Source organism: Rhodococcus sp. 14-2483-1-2 (genome assembly GCF_002259405.1).
Lineage (GTDB): Bacteria > Actinomycetota > Actinomycetes > Mycobacteriales > Mycobacteriaceae > Rhodococcoides.
In genome coordinates, this window is the sequence record NZ_NPFW01000002.1 from 139,760 (window position 1) to 157,071 (window position 17,312).

A 17,312-nucleotide genomic window follows, 5' to 3' on the forward strand; every position below is an offset into this window, starting at 1 on the left:
ACCGACCGGTGTCACACCAGCCAGGACCTCGGCCGTTCGTCGGGATCGGTCTCGACGTGCGGTGTGGGTGCTCGCCGGTCCAGGTGAGCCGGTTGCAGCACCGAATCCGACATCGACTCGACGTCGGAGTCCGCTCCGCTCGCCGTCGCTGAAATCCGTCCGCCTCGGTCCACTGCCGGGGCCTGTGCCCGACTCAACGCCTCGGCCGCCCGCGCCATCGCGATCCGGTGCTCATCGCGTATTCGATGCAACTCCCGACGCCACGCACTGTCGGTGCTCACAGCTCCCCTGCTTCACTCAGGCCTGCACCGCTACCCGTGTCGGCGGGTTGCGGATCGGTGACCGGTCGATCCGCAACCACCGGATGCTGCACAGCAGGCTGCTCGGTGTCGGGTGCCTCGGGTGAGCACTGCGCCTGTGCATCCGAAACGGATTCGGACGGCGGCACAGGTGCGGTCGCAGGCGCAGGTTCGACCGCAGGAACCGGCCCGGAGGCAGGCTCCGGTTCGGCAGGCGGCACGGGTTCGGCAGGCGGCACGGGTTCCTCTGCCGCCGCGGATTCGGCCGCGGGCACCGGTTCGGTCGGCAACGGTGCAGCCGAGGCCGGTGCGTCCACCGCGTCGGCGACACCGGGAACTTCGACGATCTCGGGTAGGCCGAACGGTCCGATTCCGAGCTCGAACGAGCGCGTTCCGAGTCCAGGAGTCTCGAGTTCGAGGGACACCGTGCCGTCGTGTTCGAGCGCGATGCGGGCCCGATGCCCGTCGAGCTCGGCCTCGAGATGGCCGCGCTCGTCGGTGGCCGCGGTCCACGACTGCTCGGGCTGCGGCAACGGAGTCGGTTCGGGTCGCTGGTCGCCACTCCCGTCCGGAGAAGCCTCCTCGGGGTTGCCGTCACCTGCCCGACTGTCGACGGCGGTGTCACCCGAGCTTTCGAGATCTCCGCCGTCGATCGTCTCGGTCAACGCGTTGTCGACTCGGTCGATGATCTCGGCGACCACTCGATCCACGAGCCCGTCGAGAGAATCCCCCAGCTCCTCACCCACACCACCGTCGGCGGTGAGAGATCCGGCCGGATCCACGCTGTCTGCTCCGACGAGTGCGTTCTCGCCGGGCAGTGTCGCCACCGGTCCGGTCGCTGCGGGCCCGACAGCCGCCGGTACGACAGCCGCCGGTGCGGCTCCGAAAGCGGAAGGCGCGGAACCGATCCCGGCATGATCCGGGTCTGCGCAAGAGCCGTCGGGCCCCGGCCACCTCGCTGCTGCACCGGGTTCCATTGCCCAACCACGCTCGTCGAGTTCACCGAACGACGGCTCGTGGACACTGCCCAGAACGTCCACCACCAACGCCAGACAGTTTCTGACGGCGATATCCGTAGCGGTGCACGCTGCCAGGACTGCCTCGCACGTACCCTGCACCCGCGGAACGAACTCGGTGTCGATCCAGCGCCTGCAGCGTTCGGTCACCTCGGCGGCGAACTCGTCGGAGACATCGACGCTGCTCGCCCCGTCGTTCAGATCCTCGAACGCAGACGCCAATCGTGGGAACACCGACTCTCGATCCACCGGCAGGCACTCGATTCCCGACGCGAGCAGAATCGCATCGATCAGGTCCATGTCTTTGCCGTCCACTAGGTCGATGTCGAGGCCGCCGACGAGCTCTGCCTTGTCGGTCACTGCGTCACGGAGAACGTCGACGGCCGCACACATCGTCTGATGGGAATCTTCGATCGACGCGAGGAACTGAGACGCCTTCTCCTGTTCGGCCGAAAGATAGGTCTGCACTGCCTCCCCTGCGTCACCGTGCCAGCGCAACTGCAGAACTCGGCGAAGTTGAATCTGTTCCTCGAGTTGATCGGCGAGTACTGCGGACACCGCCCCGACGGCGTCGGCATCGTTACCGAGCGCACCCAGGTTCAGTCCGCGCTGCTCGTCGTACCTGGCGCACATGTCCTGATACTGCGGAACTTCGACGCCCGGGACACGGCCGACCAGCGGCAGGAAACGCTCGAAGAACAGCAGTCCTTCTGCGTTCGCATCGAGAATCTCGTCGATCGACGCCCCGTCACCGGACGAGGCCGAAGGAAGTGTCACCGGGGTGTCTCGATCGCGTATGCGGTGGCGTCGTCCTGTTGCTCGTACTCGTTCATCGCGGTGGTGAGGGCACCGGCAATGTCCTCGACCGAAGATCTCCATGCCCCGACTGCACGCCCGAGCCCGAGGTGCGCCTGGGAATAGGCAGCGCCCAGGTCGCCGTAGTTCCGTCCGGCCGCGGCTGCGCCGAAGCCCGCGTCGGCGACCGAATCGGCGGCATCACCGAGCGCCTCCGCCGACGACGCCAATGCATCTGCCACGCCGCGAACTCGGTCCGCGTCCACCCGAACTCCGTCGCTCATACGTTCCCGTTCCCCCCTCGAAGTGCCCCTATCTCACTATGACGTGCGCCGACTCACATCGGTTCCACAGGGAGCGGTAACGTCCCGATGTGAAATGTCCGTAACAGGTACCTGAAGTGGCTGCACCAGCTGCTCACCGAACGAGGAGTCCCATGCACATCGGAACGATGCTGAATTACAGCGGTGGTTTCAACGAGACCGTTGCCGAGGTCGCCGAGCTCGAGAAGGCAGGTCTCGACATCATTTTCGTGCCCGAGGCCTACTCGTTCGACGCCGTCAGCCAACTCGGATTCCTCGCAGCCAAGACGAGCACGATCAAGATCGCGTCCGGCATCTTCCAGATCTACACCAGGACACCGTCACTGACCGCCATGACCGCGGCCGGTCTCGACTACGTCTCCGAGGGTCGATTCGTACTCGGGCTCGGCGCATCGGGACCGCAGGTCGTCGAAGGTTTCCACGGCGTCAAGTACGACGCACCCATCGCCAGAACCCGCGAGGTCATCGAGATCTGCCGCCAGGTCTGGCGTCGTGAAAAGGTGCAGTATCAGGGCAAGCACTATCAGATCCCGCTGCCGGCCGACCAGGGAACAGGCCTGGGCAAGCCGCTCAAGTTGATCAATCACCCTGTGCGCGATCGCATTCCGGTCGTCATTGCCGCGCTGGGCCCCAAGAACGTAGAGCTGACCGCCGAGATCGCCGAGGGCTGGCAGCCCATCTTCTACTTCCCGGAGAAGGCCGCCGACGTCTGGGGCGACTCTCTCGCGGCAGGCAAGGCCAAGCGTGATCCGTCGCTCGGCGAACTCCAGGTGTTCGCAAGTCCCACGCTGGCGATCGGCGAGGATGCCGAGAAGTACCTCCCCTGGGTCAAGCCGCACCTGGCGCTGTACATCGGCGGCATGGGAGCCAAGGGCAAGAACTTCTACAACTCCCTGGCTCAGCGATACGGGTACGAGGCCGAGGCCGAGAAGATCCAGGACCTGTACCTGGCCGGCAAGAAGGAGGAGGCCGCTGCGGCGGTTCCCGACGAGCTCGCTCGCGCGGTCAACCTCATCGGCCCGGAGAGCTTCGTCAAGGAGCGGGTCGCAGCCTTCGCCGAAGCGGGTGTCACCACTCTCAACGTCGCGCCGCTCGCCGAGAACACCGCAGGCCGCGTCGCACAGCTGACCGCACTGCGCGAACTGACCGCCTGAGACGTCAGACCGACGCGACCCGGCCCGCCAGCTCTTCGGCGAGTCGGGTCGCGACGTCGAGTTCCGACGCTTCGACCATCACTCGCACCAACTGTTCGGTACCGCTGGGGCGCAACAGAACTCGACCCGATTCCCCGAGTTCCCGCTCGGCCGACGCCACGGCGTCCGATACCGACGGTGCCGACGCCACCGCTGCTTTGTCCGACACGCGGACGTTGATCAACACCTGCGGCAGTGTCCGCATGGCCGACGCCAGATCCGCGAGGGAACGCCCGGTCTGCGCCATCCGCTCCATCAGTCGCAGTGCAGTGGCGATCCCGTCTCCGGTTGTTCCGACTGCGGGCAGCACAACGTGTCCACTCTGTTCACCCCCGAGTGCGAAGCCGCCGCGGCGGAGCTCCTCGAGCACGTAGCGATCTCCGACGGCGGTGGTGCGCAACGTGATTCCGGCCTCGCGCATCGCAATGTGCAGACCGAGGTTGCTCATCACCGTGGCGACCAACGTGTCGTCGGTCAGGTGGCCCGCGTCGTGCATCGCGATGGCCAGCACCGTCATGATCGCGTCACCGTCCACCACCGAACCCGCCGCGTCGACGGCGAGACATCGGTCGGCGTCTCCGTCGTGCGCGATACCGAGGTCCGCACCGTGCTCCACGACGGCCTTCTGCAACCCCTCCAGGTGCGTCGACCCGCACCCGTCGTTGATGTTGATGCCGTCGGGTTCTGCATTGATCGCCACGACCGTCGCACCGGCACGTCGGTAGATCTCGGGCCCGACGACCGAGGCGGCACCGTGCGAGCAATCCACCACGACGGTCACGCCGTCGAGTCGATGCGACATAGATCCGGCGAGATGCTCGGTGTAGCGGGCTGCCGCGTCCTGTGCGACGTCGATACGGCCGATCGCGGCACCGGTGGCGTCGTAGGGCTGTGCGTCGTTCCGGGAGCGCCCCTCGGGATCGAGGGCAGCTTCTATCCGGTCTTCGACGTCGTCGTCCAGCTTGTGCCCGCCTGCGGCGAAGATCTTGATTCCGTTGTCGGGCATCGCATTGTGCGATGCCGAGATCATCACACCGAGCGCCGCGTCGTATTCGGCGGTGAGGAAGGCGACTGCGGGTGTGGGCAGCACGCCGACATCGATCACGTCGACACCCGATGCGGTGAGTCCGGCGGACACGGCTGCGCTGAGCATCGCGCCACTGACACGCGGATCACGACCGACCACTGCCACACGCCTGACGCCGTCGACATTCGGTGCCAACACGGCGGCTGCGGCGCGCGCGATTCTCAACGCCAGCTCAGCGGTCAGAACCCCGCCCGCCAGTCCCCGAACTCCGTCGGTGCCGAACAATCGCGCCATGAACCAAGAACCCCTTCGAGCGGAGAGAATGTGGTGTGAAATGCCTCGAGGGCAGGCGTCCGATACTGCTGGATGCCTGCCCTCGAGGATGAAGCGGGTAAGACGCGTCAGCGCTTGGAGTACTGCGACGCCTTACGGGCCTTCTTCAGGCCGTACTTCTTGCGCTCGACTGCACGCGCGTCACGCGTGAGGTAGCCCGCGGCCTTGAGCGGCGGGCGATCGTCGGGTGCGAGTTCGATCAGCGCACGCGAGATGGCCAGACGCAATGCGCCTGCCTGTCCCGACGGTCCGCCACCGTGCAGCAGCGCGACGATGTCGAAGGACTCCGCGCGGTCGACCAGAACGAGAGGAGCCTTGATCAGCTGCTGGTGCACCTTGTTCGGGAAGTAATCCTCGAGGGTGCGGCCGTTGAGCTTGAATCCGCCGGTGCCCGAGGACAACCGAACACGAGCGACGGCTTCCTTACGGCGTCCGACGGTCTGGATCGGGCGATCGAACACGATCGGGGCCGGAGCGGCTGCAGCTTCGATGTCCGAGACGACCTCGGGATCTTCGACTGCCACGAACTCGTCGGCGGCGATCTCTTCGATGTTCTCCTGCGACGTCACGTCATTTCCCTCCGGCGCCGTCACTGGGACACCTGCTTGATCTCGAACGGAACGGGCTGCTGAGCGGCATGCGGGTGATTCGGTCCCGCGTAGACCTTCAGCTTGCTCGCGATGGCACTACCGAGCTTGTTCTTGGGGATCATGCCGACGACGGCCTTCTCCACGAGACGATCGGGGTTGCTCTCGAGGACCTGACGGGTCGAGCGCGACTTCAGACCGCCCGGATGGCCGGAGTGGTGGTGGTGGAACTTGCCGTCGAGCTTGTTGCCGCTGATGGCAACCTTCTCGGCGTTGATGATGACGACGAAGTCGCCGCCATCGACGTTGGGTGCGTAGGTGGGCTTGTGCTTACCGCGGAGCAGAGTCGCGGCCTGGACGGCGAGGCGTCCGAGCACGACGTCCGTGGCGTCGATCACATGCCACGTCCGGGTGGTGTCCCCGGCCTTCGGGGCGTAAGTAGACACAGAAAATTCCTGTCTTCATGATGTCGCTGCTGGCCAAGACGAGTGGATGCCCTCGGCGGCCAGTTGAGACCCGAGGACAAGAGCTCGATACGCACAGGAGTGCGCGGCGAGCCCATACACGCCAACGGGGAACGATACCGGGAGCGGACGCCCAGGTCAAAACGCCTCCGCTGTCGAGGCCTGAACTCGTCGACGTCGTCAGCGCAGGCGCACACACTGCATGCACCGACGGGCAGCGGGCAGCGCCTCGAGCCTGATCGCCGGGATCTCGCCGCCGCACCGCTCGCAGGTACCGTACGTCCCGGCCGAGAGCCGTGACACCGCCGCGTCGATCTCGCGTATCTCGGATTCGGTGTCGGTGATGAGCGCCGCGATCTTCGCTCGCTCGAATGCGATCGTCGACCCCTCGGGATCGTGCTCGTCGTCGTCGGTCGTGAACCGCGATCCTTCGATCACCGACGCCAGTTCTGCTCGCAGGGACACCCGTCGATGCTCGGCACGAGACCGTTCGGCCCCCAGTACCGCTGCGAAGTCCGTCACCGGACCAGTAGACACCCCGGCCGGCATCGTGAACAGGACGCAGGGCCCCAGACGCAGCGGATGCCCCGACCGATGTCTCGGTCGGGGCATCCGCTTTCGTGACGATGGGTCAGCGAGCCATCCGCGCCTTGTTGGCCATCTCGACGCCGTGCATCGTCTCGCCACCGGTGCGCGCGGCCGCGACGAGGCTCGACAGAATGAGGTTGAGCTCGTCGGATGCGGAGTTCCACTGACGCTGCAGCTCGTAGTAGGACGTCATCGCGTCGCCCTCCCACGACTGGTAGAGCCGCTTCGCGGTGCTGTCCACGTCCCCGAGAAGGTCCTTGGTCACGTTCGCCTGCTTGTTCATCGCCTCGGTCAGCGCCGCGATCTGCGCGAAGTCGTATTTCATGTCGGATCGGTCTCCTTGGTCGAGCATGGTCGTGTGGATGGTCGTGTGGTCACCGGATGCGGCGTCACGTGAACGAGGACAGTCCCGAGTTCAGGGATCCGGCCACCTGGTTCACGGCCGACACGTTGTCGTCGTCGGCGTCCGAGTAACCGTGGCCGTTGGTCTTGATGTCCGCGGAGATCTGCTCGAGCGCACTCCGCATCTTCTGCGCACTGGTGTCCCACTGGGCCATGACGTCCTGAAACGACTTGCCCGCCTTACCGACCCACGCCTCGGCGGTCTGCTCGACGATCGAGCGAACGGCCGAATTGGACGCGTTGATCGACACGCTCAGGCCTTCGATCGTCGCTCCGGCAGCGACGAGCTCCTGCGGTGTGACCGTGACGCCGTTCGACGAACCCATAGCTTCCGGTCCCCCTGGATATCCCACTTCGACTCCTTGTCTTCGATACTCGATTCACGTGCACCCGCGGCGCACGTGCTGCTCGACCGAGAGGCCACTGTCGGCCCGCTCACTCCCCTACATCTCCTTTGACGCAACGCCCCCTCGATTCGGTTCCGGCCGTGCGCGAAAAACTGTGGGCGGCTCTCACGACGCCGGGACGATCTCCAACGTCTGCGTTGCCTGCCCGCATTCGGCGTCGATCACCGACACGTCGCCTCCCTCGAACTGGCAACCGATGCTGACCTGTAGGTCGGACTCGACGAACACACGCCAGAGCACCGTCGAGTCGTCGATCGGCCTCTCGGTGTAAGCGATTCCGACGCGGCCGCCGAAATCGCGTGTGGATTCGAAAGATCCGATGGTGGAATCCGGCCCACGAGCATCGATGGCCGACCGCAGCTCGTCGGCGACCTGCTCCTGTGCCGTACCCGGCAACAGCTCTGCCACGGTGACGACGATCCGACGCTCGGGCGGGTTCGGCGGAATCAGCACCATACGATCCGGGTCGTCCACCTTCGTCCAGGTACCGGGCAACCGCATCGAGACGCGCCCGGACACGAACGTCACCGTCTCGACCGGCGTCGGCGCGTCGGCGATCGTGGTCGGTGGCGGTTCGACGACGGACGAGGACGTAGCGTTCGGGGCCGCGACAGGCGAAAAGGGTTGTGCCGCCACGACATCGGAACCGCCCGGAGACTGTCCGGCGAAATACACGGCTGCGCAACCGAATACGACGACCGCTGCCACGACACCCACGGCCCCGAGCATCGGGGGACGCCGCTTCTGCCGGGACCGCGTCGGTGCTGTGACGTCGTCGAGCCATGCCGCCGATCGCGTCGTCGCGGCACGGACCGACGGTGCCGGAACGAGATCCGCCCCGGCTCGCCGGTACAGCGACCTGGCGATGTCGAGGCCGGTCAACCACTGTGTGGGGTGATCGACGACGGGATCCGCCCCGGCGCTGGTCGCCGCCACCACGTACACCTCGTCGGGGCAGCGCGTGACCGACGACCAAACGTAGTCGCCGACCGCTCGTCGCCACGCGTCGTCGTCACCCGTACCGAACGGAAGTATCGCGCCGGTGTCTCCGCCGTGCGCCCCCGACTCGTCGAGGACGACGACGGACGTGTCGAGAGCTCCGACTTCGACGACCACCGCGGCGGACGGCGCTCGTTCACCCGACCACGACAGGGCGGCCTCGGCCGTCTCCACGAGCACCACCTCGTTTGCCGAGGTCGCAAACAGTGCCCGAACGATGCCCGAGCGTTGCTCGCCCCAGGTAGACGGATACGCGATCTCGAGCACGTCGAGTCGGTCGTGCACTCCGGCGCTCTGCAGGGCCGACCACACGATTCCGTGGAGTACCGCCTCCCGGTCCCACACCGTGGCCCCCACCGGGATCGACGCATCGTCGATACAGAGCAGGGGCGGAATCTCGTCTTCGGCCGGGCCCCGGCCGAACACCAGACGGCCACCCTCCACCGTGGCGAACGCCGATCCGACGCTCTCTCTCGGGCCCTCGAATACTCCGCCCGTGGCAACGACGGAAATCTCCGTGTAGCCCAGATGCACTGCGGCATAACGCCACGAGGTGCCCGTCAACTCGAATGTCCGAGCTGAACGAGTGACTGGCCGGAGCGGTCGACGAACACCCCACGTCCGGGCGGCATGGCACTGGGACGTACCGTCCCGAGCAGGTTCCCCTCGTCGCGGCTTCCGCTCATGACCAGTCCCGGCGTCACCAGATCACGCAACCGCCCGATCACCGGGTCGAACAGCGCCCGGCCTGCGCCGCCCGAACGACGCGCCACGATGACGTGCAGCCCGATGTCTCGGGCATGGGGAAGGTGTTCCACCAACGGGGCCAACGGATTTCCCGACGACGTGGCGACCAGGTCGTAATCGTCGACGACGACGAACACCTCGGGGCCGTTCCACCACGACCGCTCACGAAGCTGCTGCTGGGTCACGTCTGCACCCGGCATGCGATCGGCCATGCGGCCGGCGAGGTCGACGAGCATGGCCGTCAGCGTCGCCTGCGAAGCCGCATACCCGGCCAGATGCTCGGAATCGACTGCGCCCAGGAGAGTTCGGCGGTAGTCCGCGACGATGAGTTTGACGCTGCCGGACGAGTTCGCCTCGACGAGCGATCGACAGATTCCGCGCAACAGAGAAGTCTTGCCGCACTCGCTGTCGCCGAACACGACGAAGTGTGGATTCTCCGCGAAGTCGACCACCACGGGTGCCAACTCTGCCTCGTCGATGCCGATGGGAACTCCGAGCTCAGGGATATCGCCACGGGTTCGTGGCCACGCATCACCGAGCTGATCGAGTACCGCGGATCTCTCGAGCAGCTCCGGCAGCATCCGCACCGGCGGCGCTTGGGTTCCCGCAGATGCCGCCGCGATCGCGGCGACCGACCGACCGACTGCGCGAGACAGATCGTCGACGGAGCAGACGTCGTCCACCCGTGGAAGTGCGATCAACAGATGCAGACCGTCCCTGGTCATGCCCCGGCCCGGCCGGCCCTCGGGAACGCTCGCCGCTTTGGCGCGCCCCATGTCCGAATCCGACGGGTCGCCGAGCCGCAGTTCCAATCGGGTACCCATCAGGTCCTTGGTCGCAGGCCGAACTTCCGCCCACCGCGACGCGGTGAGGATCAGATGCAGACCGAAAGCGAGGCCCTGAGTCGTCAAGGTGGCGATCTGCTGTTCGAGACTCTCGAAATCGGACCTGATGGACGGCCAACCGTCGATGACGAGAAAGACGTCGCCGAACCGATCCTCGGTGTCGACGGGTTGCGTTGAACGTCGCCGTCGGAACTCGGCCATCGAGTCGATCCCGCGATCACGGAATGTCTTCTCCCGCTGCCGAACGACACCGGCGACCTCGGCCACGGTCCGCCGAACCCGATCGACATCGAGGCGGTTGGCCACCGATCCGACATGTGGCAGATCGGCCAGCCCGGCCAACGTTCCGCCGCCGAAGTCCAAGCAGTAGAACTGGATCTGTGCCGGCGAATGCGTCATCGCGAGAGCCAGGATCAACGACCGAAGCGCCGTCGACTTACCCGATTGCGGGGCACCGACGATGGCGACGTGGCCCGCAGCACCGGACAGATCGACGGTCAGCAGATCGCGGCGCTGATCGAAAGGCCGGTCGATGATGCCGATCGGGGCCCGCAGCGTGCTGAGCGGACCGATGCGCTCGGTCGGAACCGATCCGGGCAGCAACCGGTTCAAGGTGGGTGAGGTGTCCAACGGTGGCAGCCACACCTCGTGGGCCGGCATTCCGCGACCCCGAATGCGTCCGACGACCACGTCGAGCACCGTCGCACCGGTGCTGTCGGAGTCGACCGGATCCTGTTCGACCTCCGGCGCAGCGGCAGCCTCGATGCGGCCGAGATCGATGGAGTCGAGCGGTACCGCGTACGCGGTGAAGGGTTTCGGCCTGATGTCGCCCCCGAGCGAGGGCCGAGCGCCGGGACCGGACCGCGGCGGCGAGTACGGACCGGAGACGTATGCCGCAGCGAACCTGACGATCTCGGCCGAATCGCACTTGAGGTAGCCCGCACCCGGCTGCGCGGGAAGGTGATAGGCGTCGGGAACTCCGAGCACTGATCGAGACTCGTTCGCGGAGAACGTCTTCAGACCTATGCGGTACGACAGGTGACTGTCGAGACCGCGCAATTTTCCTTCTTCGAGGCGCTGGCTGGCGAGCAGCAGGTGCATGTGCAGCGAACGTCCGAGCCTGCCGATCGCGACGAACAGCTCGGCGAATTCCGGTTGCTGGCTGAGCAATTCCGAGAACTCGTCGACCACCACGAACAGCGCGGGCATCGGTGCCAGATCCGCTCCCGCGGCGCGCGCCCTCTCGTAGTCGGAGACGTTCGCGAAGTTCCCGGCCGAGCGCAGCGACTCCTGCCGTCGGTTCATTTCACCGGCCAACGCGTCGCGCATTCGATCCACCAAGGCCAAGTCCTCGGACAGGTTGGTGATGACCGCGGCCACGTGCGGTGCCGATTCCAGGCCCGCGAACGTCGCGCCGCCCTTGAAGTCGACGAGCACCAGGTTCAGCTGTTCCGGCGAGTGAGTCGACACCAAGCCGAGCACGAGTGTGCGGAGGAACTCCGATTTTCCGGAACCTGTTGCTCCGATACACAATCCGTGAGGTCCCATGCCGTTCTCGGCGGATTCCTTCAGGTCGATCTCGACGGCGCTGCCGTCGGGGGCGACACCGATCGGTACCCGCAGCCTCTCGCGTCCGCGCCGCATCGTCCACGCTCGATCCGTGTCGAGTGCGCCGACATCGGCGATACCGACCAGGCTGTTCCATCCCGAGATCCGGACTCCGTCGTCGTCGACCACATCGACGACCGACGAGGACGACGGCACACGATACGGCGACAGGCGTCGAGCGACGGCGTGCGCTTGGGTGGTGCTCATCGAATCCGCGACGGCGAACACCTCGACCGTGGTTCCGCTGACCGCGCCTATCGATCCGTTCTCGGCGAACAATCGGAGTCCACGCGACGCGGCGAGTCCTGGGCACATGCCGGACAGATCGACGATCGTGACGGAATCGAGGCCCGTGTCGGTGAGGTCGGTCGATCGGTTGTCGAGAAGCCCGCCGTCCACCACGATCACCAACTGCACGACGCCTGCAACCGGCACAGCTCCGCGCGCGAACCGATTTCGCATCGACAGCACGTCGCCCAGCGCACTTTCGAGTTCGAGAAAGCTGCCGAAGATCATCCGAGCGGACCCGGCCCCGTCGCGCAGAGCGTCGTGCTGAGTGTGCGGCAGCCACTTGGCCCACTCCCACTGCTGCACGGTGTCCGGGCCGCAGACGATCGCGACAGCGACGTGATCGGGTCCGTGAAAGCTGCACAGCGAGGCCAACATCGCGCGCACCATCGCGCGGGCTCCGTCGCGGTCGCCCGCTACGGACAACGCCGCAAATCCCCTCAGCGACACCGCAGTCGGCAGCGCGGCCACCACCGAATGCGCCCGCACGAATCGACGTAGAGACACGGCCGAGACGGGTTCGAGTTCTTCCACCGGCCCGGTTTCCGGCGGAACCAGTCGAGTGGCAAGCCGCTGATCCCCACGGCCGACTCGTACGTGTGCGAAATCCGGATCCGACAGTCGCCGTTCCCACATGCGCTCGGTTCCGGCGATCGACCACAACGTGTCGGGGGCCGGGTGACTCCATTCGAGGGCTCGGCGTTGCGCTCGCTCGGTCTCGGCGACGTCGCGGCGGAGCTGATCCAGATAGCGGAGGTAATCCTTGCGGTCCTCGTTCGCCTCGGCCGTGCGCGCTCCGCCGGACTTCCCGCCGCCGGCCAACATCCCCACCATGGACATCAACATCATGGCCGGGAACATCAGCATCATCGGGTTCGCTGCTGCCCCGGAGGTGAACATCAGCGCGACCATCCCGACCATCGCGGCGACCATCACCAGCGGCATCAGCTTCATCAGTAGATTGCCCGGCACCGCGCGCGGAATTTCGGGCGGCGGCTGCAGGGTGACTTCCCCGCCCGGAGATCGAGGTACTTCGCGTCGGGCACCGCGAACGAAGCGCACGGTACTCATCGATCCGCCCCCACGGCAACGCCCCCAGAACTGCATCGCGGCAGCCTCCCCCCGAGGCCGCAGGTCGACAGGCTAACGCATCGAAGACCGGGCGGTCCACAGCTGCCGTCTCGTAGGACGGACCCACGGGACCACCGGTCCGTCCGACGAGAAATAGAACGCTGCCCGACACCGTTGCACCTGAATGCGGCTCCTCGCCGCGCGCTCGACGAACGAAAGGCTGGCCCCACCGTGTCCGTACCCTTGTCCATCCTCGATCTCGCTCATGTGGGCGAGGGCGAAACAGTCCGCGACAGCTTCGATGCAAGCGTCACACTCGCTCAGCATGCCGAGAACTGGGGATACCGACGCATCTGGTACGCCGAGCACCACAACATGAAGACGATCGCGTCGTCGGCCACATCGGTTCTCATCGGCCACGTCGCCGCCAACACCGAGCGAATCCGGCTCGGATCCGGCGGGATCATGCTTCCCAATCACGCGCCGTTGACCATCGCCGAGCAGTTCGGCACCTTGGCGACGCTGCACCCGGGACGAATCGATCTGGGTCTGGGCCGCGCCCCCGGCAGCGACCAGGTCACGATGCGAGCGATGCGGCGCGATCCCGCGTCGGCCGATCGCTTTCCCCAGGATGTCCAGGAACTGCAGGGCTACCTGTCGACGGAGTCCCTGATCCCAGGAGTGAGCGCGACTCCCGGCGCAGGTACCGAAGTACCGCTGTACATCTTGGGGTCGTCGCTCTTCGGCGCGCAGCTCGCCGCTGCACTCGGCCTGCCCTATGCCTTCGCCTCGCACTTCGCACCCGACGCCCTCGAGCAGGCCGTCGAGATCTATCGACGTGACTTCCGACCGTCCGCGCAATTGTCGGAGCCGCACCTGATCGTGGGTGTCAACGTGATCGCGGCCGATTCGCTCGCCGATGCACAGGCGCAGTTCCTCCGCACCAAGCGCAGTCGCGCCAGCCTACTGCTCGGCCGCGGCCGGACCTTCACCGACGAGGAAGCCGACATGGTCCTCGAAGCGCCTGCGGGCCAACAGATCGCGAAGATGACCAAGTACTCGGCCGTCGGTACGCCGGACATGGTGAAGGACTACCTGGATCGATTCGCCGAACGCACCGGGGCGGACGAGCTGATCGTCGCGTCCGGTGTGTCCGACCGCGCGTCGTGGCTTCGCTCGTTCGAGTTGCTCGCACAGGTGAGTGACCTGGTTCCTGCCTGAGAGCTGCGCACTCCGCCGGCAGATCCCGACGAGCAATGGCTTGTCGCCGCGATGTCGTAAGGTTTGGACACCGATGCCCACTGGGGCGGGCATCGGAACGCGAATCGAACGTATCCGGGGGGATCTTCATGACACGCGCCGACAGCCGTCCATCGGCCGGCATTGCGCCGTCACGCACGGCACCTGCCGATCCGACACAGTCACCGAGTGCATCGGACGCGAGTAGGCGAGCATCGGGCGCGCAGTCCGTCTTTGCCCAGGAAGTCTGCCGGGTGACGGTGTTGGCCAGGTCCACACAGGTGGACATGGCGCTGCCGGCCGACGTTCCGGTTTCGCTTCTCGTTCCGGGGATCGTCGACATGATTGCGGCGGGAGTGGAGCCTGCGGAACGACCTGGGAGAGCGGGAGATCCCGGCGACGAGGATCCCTCGTCGGACGGGTTGCCCGTGGCATGGACGCTTGCGCGGATCGGGTGTCCACCGTTGTCGCAGACTGCGACGTTGGCCGAGTTGTCGGTGCGCGACGGGGAGTTGCTCGTGTTGGGTGTGGCCGAGCGGCCCGCGCCGGTTCCGCTGTTCGACGACCTCATGTATTCCGTTGCGCGATCGGGTAGTGACGATGTTGCGCACTGGACTGCGCGTACGGCGCGCACGGTGGGTTCGGTCGTCACCGGAGTCCTGGTGATCTCGGCTTGCGCGGTCGTGTTGCGCGGGCCGATCCGGGCGGGAGCCGAGCACGTCGGCAGTCTTGTCGAGGGACTCGCTGCGGTCACTGCGTCGATTCTCTTCGCGATCGCGGGGGTGATTCTGGGGCGGGTCTATCGCCAGCACTCCGTCGCTGTCCTCTTCGGTGGGTGTGCCGTCGCGCTGATGTTCACCGGCGGAACTGTGCTGGTACCCGGGCAGTTCGGTGCGGCTCAGCTGATGCTGGGTTCGGCCATGGCAGGCGCGATCGCCCTCCTGTCACTTCGTATCGGCGGGACCGGGTTCGCACTGTTCACCGCTGCGATAGTGCTGTCACTTCTGACGTTCGCTGCCGCGGTGTGCGCACTGTTCACCACCATCCCGCAACCGGCGATCGGCACTGCCGCTGCGCTCACCGGCCTGGCCGGAATTGCGCTCTCTGCCAGAGTGTCGATGATGCAGGCCAAGTTGCCGCTTCCCCCGGTTCCCACTGCAGGCGCACCGTTGGACACTGTGGAGGAAGCTGAACTCGACGCGATCTCGTTCGCCGATCTGCAGATCGCCGCGGCCGGAGCGCGTAGCTACCTGACCGGTCTGCTGTCGGCCTTCACCGTCGCCGTGGTGGCGGGCGTGCTCGTTTCGGCTACAGCGGATTCCGACGGTGGCGTCCGGTGGCCGGCAGTCGCGCTCGCGGCACTGTGTGCGCTTGTCCTGCTGCTGCGCGGACGCACGTATGCCGTTGTGACGCACGCAGTTCCGCTGGTCGCAGGCGGAACGGCGATTCTGCTGGCGCTATTCGCCGGTGCGGTCGTTGCATCACCCGAATACGCTCTCGCCTTGTTCGGTGTGGCACTGGCAGGCGCGGTGACGGCATCGACCTTCGGGGCCTTCGTGCCCACCCGCACGTACTCGCCGGTGATGCGGCGATCGGCCGAGCTGCTCGAATATGCCACCATCGCCCTGGTCATTCCGATCGCAGTGTGGGTGTGCGGTCTGTACAGCGTCGTCCGCGGGCTGTGACGCCGCGCAAACAGCGAACGATCGTCATCGCGGCGTTCACTGCTCTTGCCCTGTCGTCGAACGCCGTCATCGGCGTGTATCCGGCACTCGCCGAACGTCCGGTGATCGACCCGTTCCAGCTGCCTGCACCGAGTCCTCCCGGCCCACTCGAACCCACCGAACAGAAGAATGCCTGCGCCCTTCCGTCCTCGACCGCCGATGCCCAGGACGTCCCGACCGCGCAGAAGGCACTCGACTTCGCATCGGTCTGGCCCATCACCCGTGGGGCAGGTCAAGTGGTTGCCGTCATCGACACCGGAGTCACCGCTCATCCGCGCCTACCGGGCTTGATCGCCGGCGGTGACTACGTCAGCGCAGGCGACGGGTTGTTCGACTGCGACGCGCACGGAACGATGGTCGCCGGCCTGATCGCCGCGCAGACCGCACCGGGCAGCGGATTCGCCGGGGGCGCACCCGATGCACGCATACTGTCGATTCGTCAGTCCAGCAATGTCTTTCAGATCGTCGACAACAGGCCGGAGGAGGAGCAGGGGGCCGAACCGGAGAATGCAGCGGGCTACGGCAACGTACGCACGATGGCGATGGCCATCCGCACCGCGGTGGACTCCGGCGCCTCGGTCATCAACATCTCCGAGGTCGCCTGTGTGCCTGCGGGAGGCGGCGTGGCCGACGGTCCGCTCGGTGCGGCCGTGCATTACGCCGTCCGAGAAAGAAATGTCGTCGTCGTCGCAGCAGCGGGCAATCTCGGCAGCGCTGCCTGCCAGGCACAGAACCCGATGACCGACCCGCTTCGGCCCGGTGCCGACCCGTGGGCATCCTTCGCGACCATCGCCACTCCGGCGTGGTTCGACGACGTATTGACTGTCGGTTCGGTCGAGTCGGATGGCACACCGTCTCCGTTCGGCCTGGCCGGTCCGTGGGTCGACGTCGCCGCTCCGGGCTCGAATATGACCTCGCTGTCGCCGACGGGCAACGGACTGGCGAACGGCACCCTCGGCACCGATGGCGTGCTTCCCATGACGGGAACGAGTTTTGCGGCACCGCTGGTTGCGGCGGTGGCGGCGCTGGTGCGCGCTCACCGGCCCGAGCTGTCGGCGCTGGAGGTGGTGGACCGGATCGAACGAACGGCGCATGCGCCGGCCGAAGGGTGGAATCCCCTCGTCGGCCACGGCATCGTCGATCCGCTTGCAGCGGTGACCGATTCGGTGACGCCTGCTCCCCTCCCGGTCCCTGCGGACAGTGTTGCGATGAGTGCGCCGTTGCCGCCGCCCACTCCGGATCATCGCCCGCGGACCACAGCGGTCACCGGTTCGGTGCTGGTGGCGGTGATCCTGGCACTAGGGCTGGCACTGTCGGTGCCTCTGCGCCGACGCGGCAGACTCGACTGAGCCGGACG

The 17,312-nt window shown here is 66.4% G+C and carries 15 protein-coding genes; 4 read left to right on the top strand and 11 right to left on the bottom strand.

All coding sequences use genetic code 11. From position 1 onward, the window contains the following. Window positions 1–11: 11 nt before the first annotated feature. From CH295_RS00735 to CH295_RS00745, 3 genes are read right to left on the bottom strand one after another with little or no spacing between them, the layout of a single operon-like run. A complete protein-coding gene (locus CH295_RS00735; protein WP_141216921.1) occupies window positions 12–281 on the bottom strand; it encodes a hypothetical protein in 270 nt (89 codons plus the stop codon). Beyond that, window positions 278–2,092: a hypothetical protein gene (locus CH295_RS00740; RefSeq protein WP_094739483.1), complete on the bottom strand. Its 1,815-nt coding sequence runs from the start codon at window positions 2,090–2,092 to the stop codon at window positions 278–280. The genes CH295_RS00735 and CH295_RS00740 overlap by 4 nt, the downstream gene beginning before the upstream one ends. Further along, a complete protein-coding gene (locus tag CH295_RS00745) occupies window positions 2,089–2,394 on the bottom strand; it encodes a type VII secretion target (RefSeq protein ID WP_094739484.1) in 306 nt (101 codons plus the stop codon). The genes CH295_RS00740 and CH295_RS00745 overlap by 4 nt, the downstream gene beginning before the upstream one ends. Window positions 2,395–2,546: 152 nt before the next feature. On the opposite strand from CH295_RS00745, the gene CH295_RS00750 reads away from it, so the two are divergent. Then, complete coding sequence (locus CH295_RS00750) at window positions 2,547–3,587, top strand: LLM class F420-dependent oxidoreductase (protein ID WP_037188278.1); 1,041 nt, start codon at window positions 2,547–2,549, stop codon at window positions 3,585–3,587. 4 nt (window positions 3,588–3,591) lie between these two features. Here the strand turns inward: CH295_RS00750 and glmM are convergent, their stop codons facing one another. The 8 genes from glmM to eccCa all read right to left on the bottom strand — a co-directional run bounded on the left by glmM (window position 3,592) and on the right by eccCa (window position 12,992). Continuing rightward, complete coding sequence (glmM, locus tag CH295_RS00755) at window positions 3,592–4,947, bottom strand: phosphoglucosamine mutase (RefSeq protein ID WP_094739485.1); 1,356 nt, start codon at window positions 4,945–4,947, stop codon at window positions 3,592–3,594. 107 nt (window positions 4,948–5,054) lie between these two features. Then, window positions 5,055–5,579, bottom strand: coding sequence for a 30S ribosomal protein S9 (gene rpsI / locus CH295_RS00760; RefSeq protein WP_032397516.1), 525 nt, complete (start codon window positions 5,577–5,579; stop codon window positions 5,055–5,057). Continuing rightward, complete coding sequence (gene rplM / locus CH295_RS00765; protein ID WP_037188282.1) at window positions 5,576–6,019, bottom strand: 50S ribosomal protein L13; 444 nt, start codon at window positions 6,017–6,019, stop codon at window positions 5,576–5,578. The genes rpsI and rplM overlap by 4 nt, the downstream gene beginning before the upstream one ends. Before the next feature lie 198 nt (window positions 6,020–6,217). Further along, window positions 6,218–6,586, bottom strand: a complete 369-nt coding sequence (locus CH295_RS00770) for a TraR/DksA family transcriptional regulator (protein WP_094739601.1) — start codon at window positions 6,584–6,586, stop codon at window positions 6,218–6,220. Between the two features lie 82 nt (window positions 6,587–6,668). After that, a complete protein-coding gene (locus CH295_RS00775) occupies window positions 6,669–6,950 on the bottom strand; it encodes a WXG100 family type VII secretion target (RefSeq protein WP_068051312.1) in 282 nt (93 codons plus the stop codon). A 64-nt stretch (window positions 6,951–7,014) separates the two neighbouring features. Then, the gene (locus CH295_RS00780) at window positions 7,015–7,380 is read right to left on the bottom strand and encodes a WXG100 family type VII secretion target (protein WP_141216922.1); all 366 of its coding nucleotides are present in this window, start codon (window positions 7,378–7,380) and stop codon (window positions 7,015–7,017) included. Window positions 7,381–7,539: 159 nt separating this feature from the next. Further along, window positions 7,540–8,997, bottom strand: coding sequence for a type VII secretion-associated protein (locus tag CH295_RS00785; protein ID WP_141216923.1), 1,458 nt, complete (start codon window positions 8,995–8,997; stop codon window positions 7,540–7,542). Next, window positions 8,994–12,992: a type VII secretion protein EccCa gene (gene eccCa / locus CH295_RS00790; protein ID WP_094739602.1), complete on the bottom strand. Its 3,999-nt coding sequence runs from the start codon at window positions 12,990–12,992 to the stop codon at window positions 8,994–8,996. The genes CH295_RS00785 and eccCa overlap by 4 nt, the downstream gene beginning before the upstream one ends. Window positions 12,993–13,223: 231 nt before the next feature. On the opposite strand from eccCa, the gene CH295_RS00795 reads away from it, so the two are divergent. From CH295_RS00795 to mycP, 3 genes are all read left to right on the top strand, one after another. After that, window positions 13,224–14,213: an LLM class flavin-dependent oxidoreductase gene (locus tag CH295_RS00795; RefSeq protein WP_094739488.1), complete on the top strand. Its 990-nt coding sequence runs from the start codon at window positions 13,224–13,226 to the stop codon at window positions 14,211–14,213. Between the two features lie 128 nt (window positions 14,214–14,341). Then, window positions 14,342–15,916 carry a type VII secretion integral membrane protein EccD gene (eccD, locus tag CH295_RS00800; protein WP_170945695.1) on the top strand — a complete coding sequence of 525 codons (1,575 nt, stop codon included), beginning with the start codon at window positions 14,342–14,344 and terminating at the stop codon, window positions 15,914–15,916. After that, window positions 15,913–17,304 carry a type VII secretion-associated serine protease mycosin gene (mycP, locus tag CH295_RS00805; RefSeq protein ID WP_373453613.1) on the top strand — a complete coding sequence of 464 codons (1,392 nt, stop codon included), beginning with the start codon at window positions 15,913–15,915 and terminating at the stop codon, window positions 17,302–17,304. Before eccD ends, mycP begins: the two co-directional genes overlap by 4 nt. Window positions 17,305–17,312: the final 8 nt, after the last annotated feature.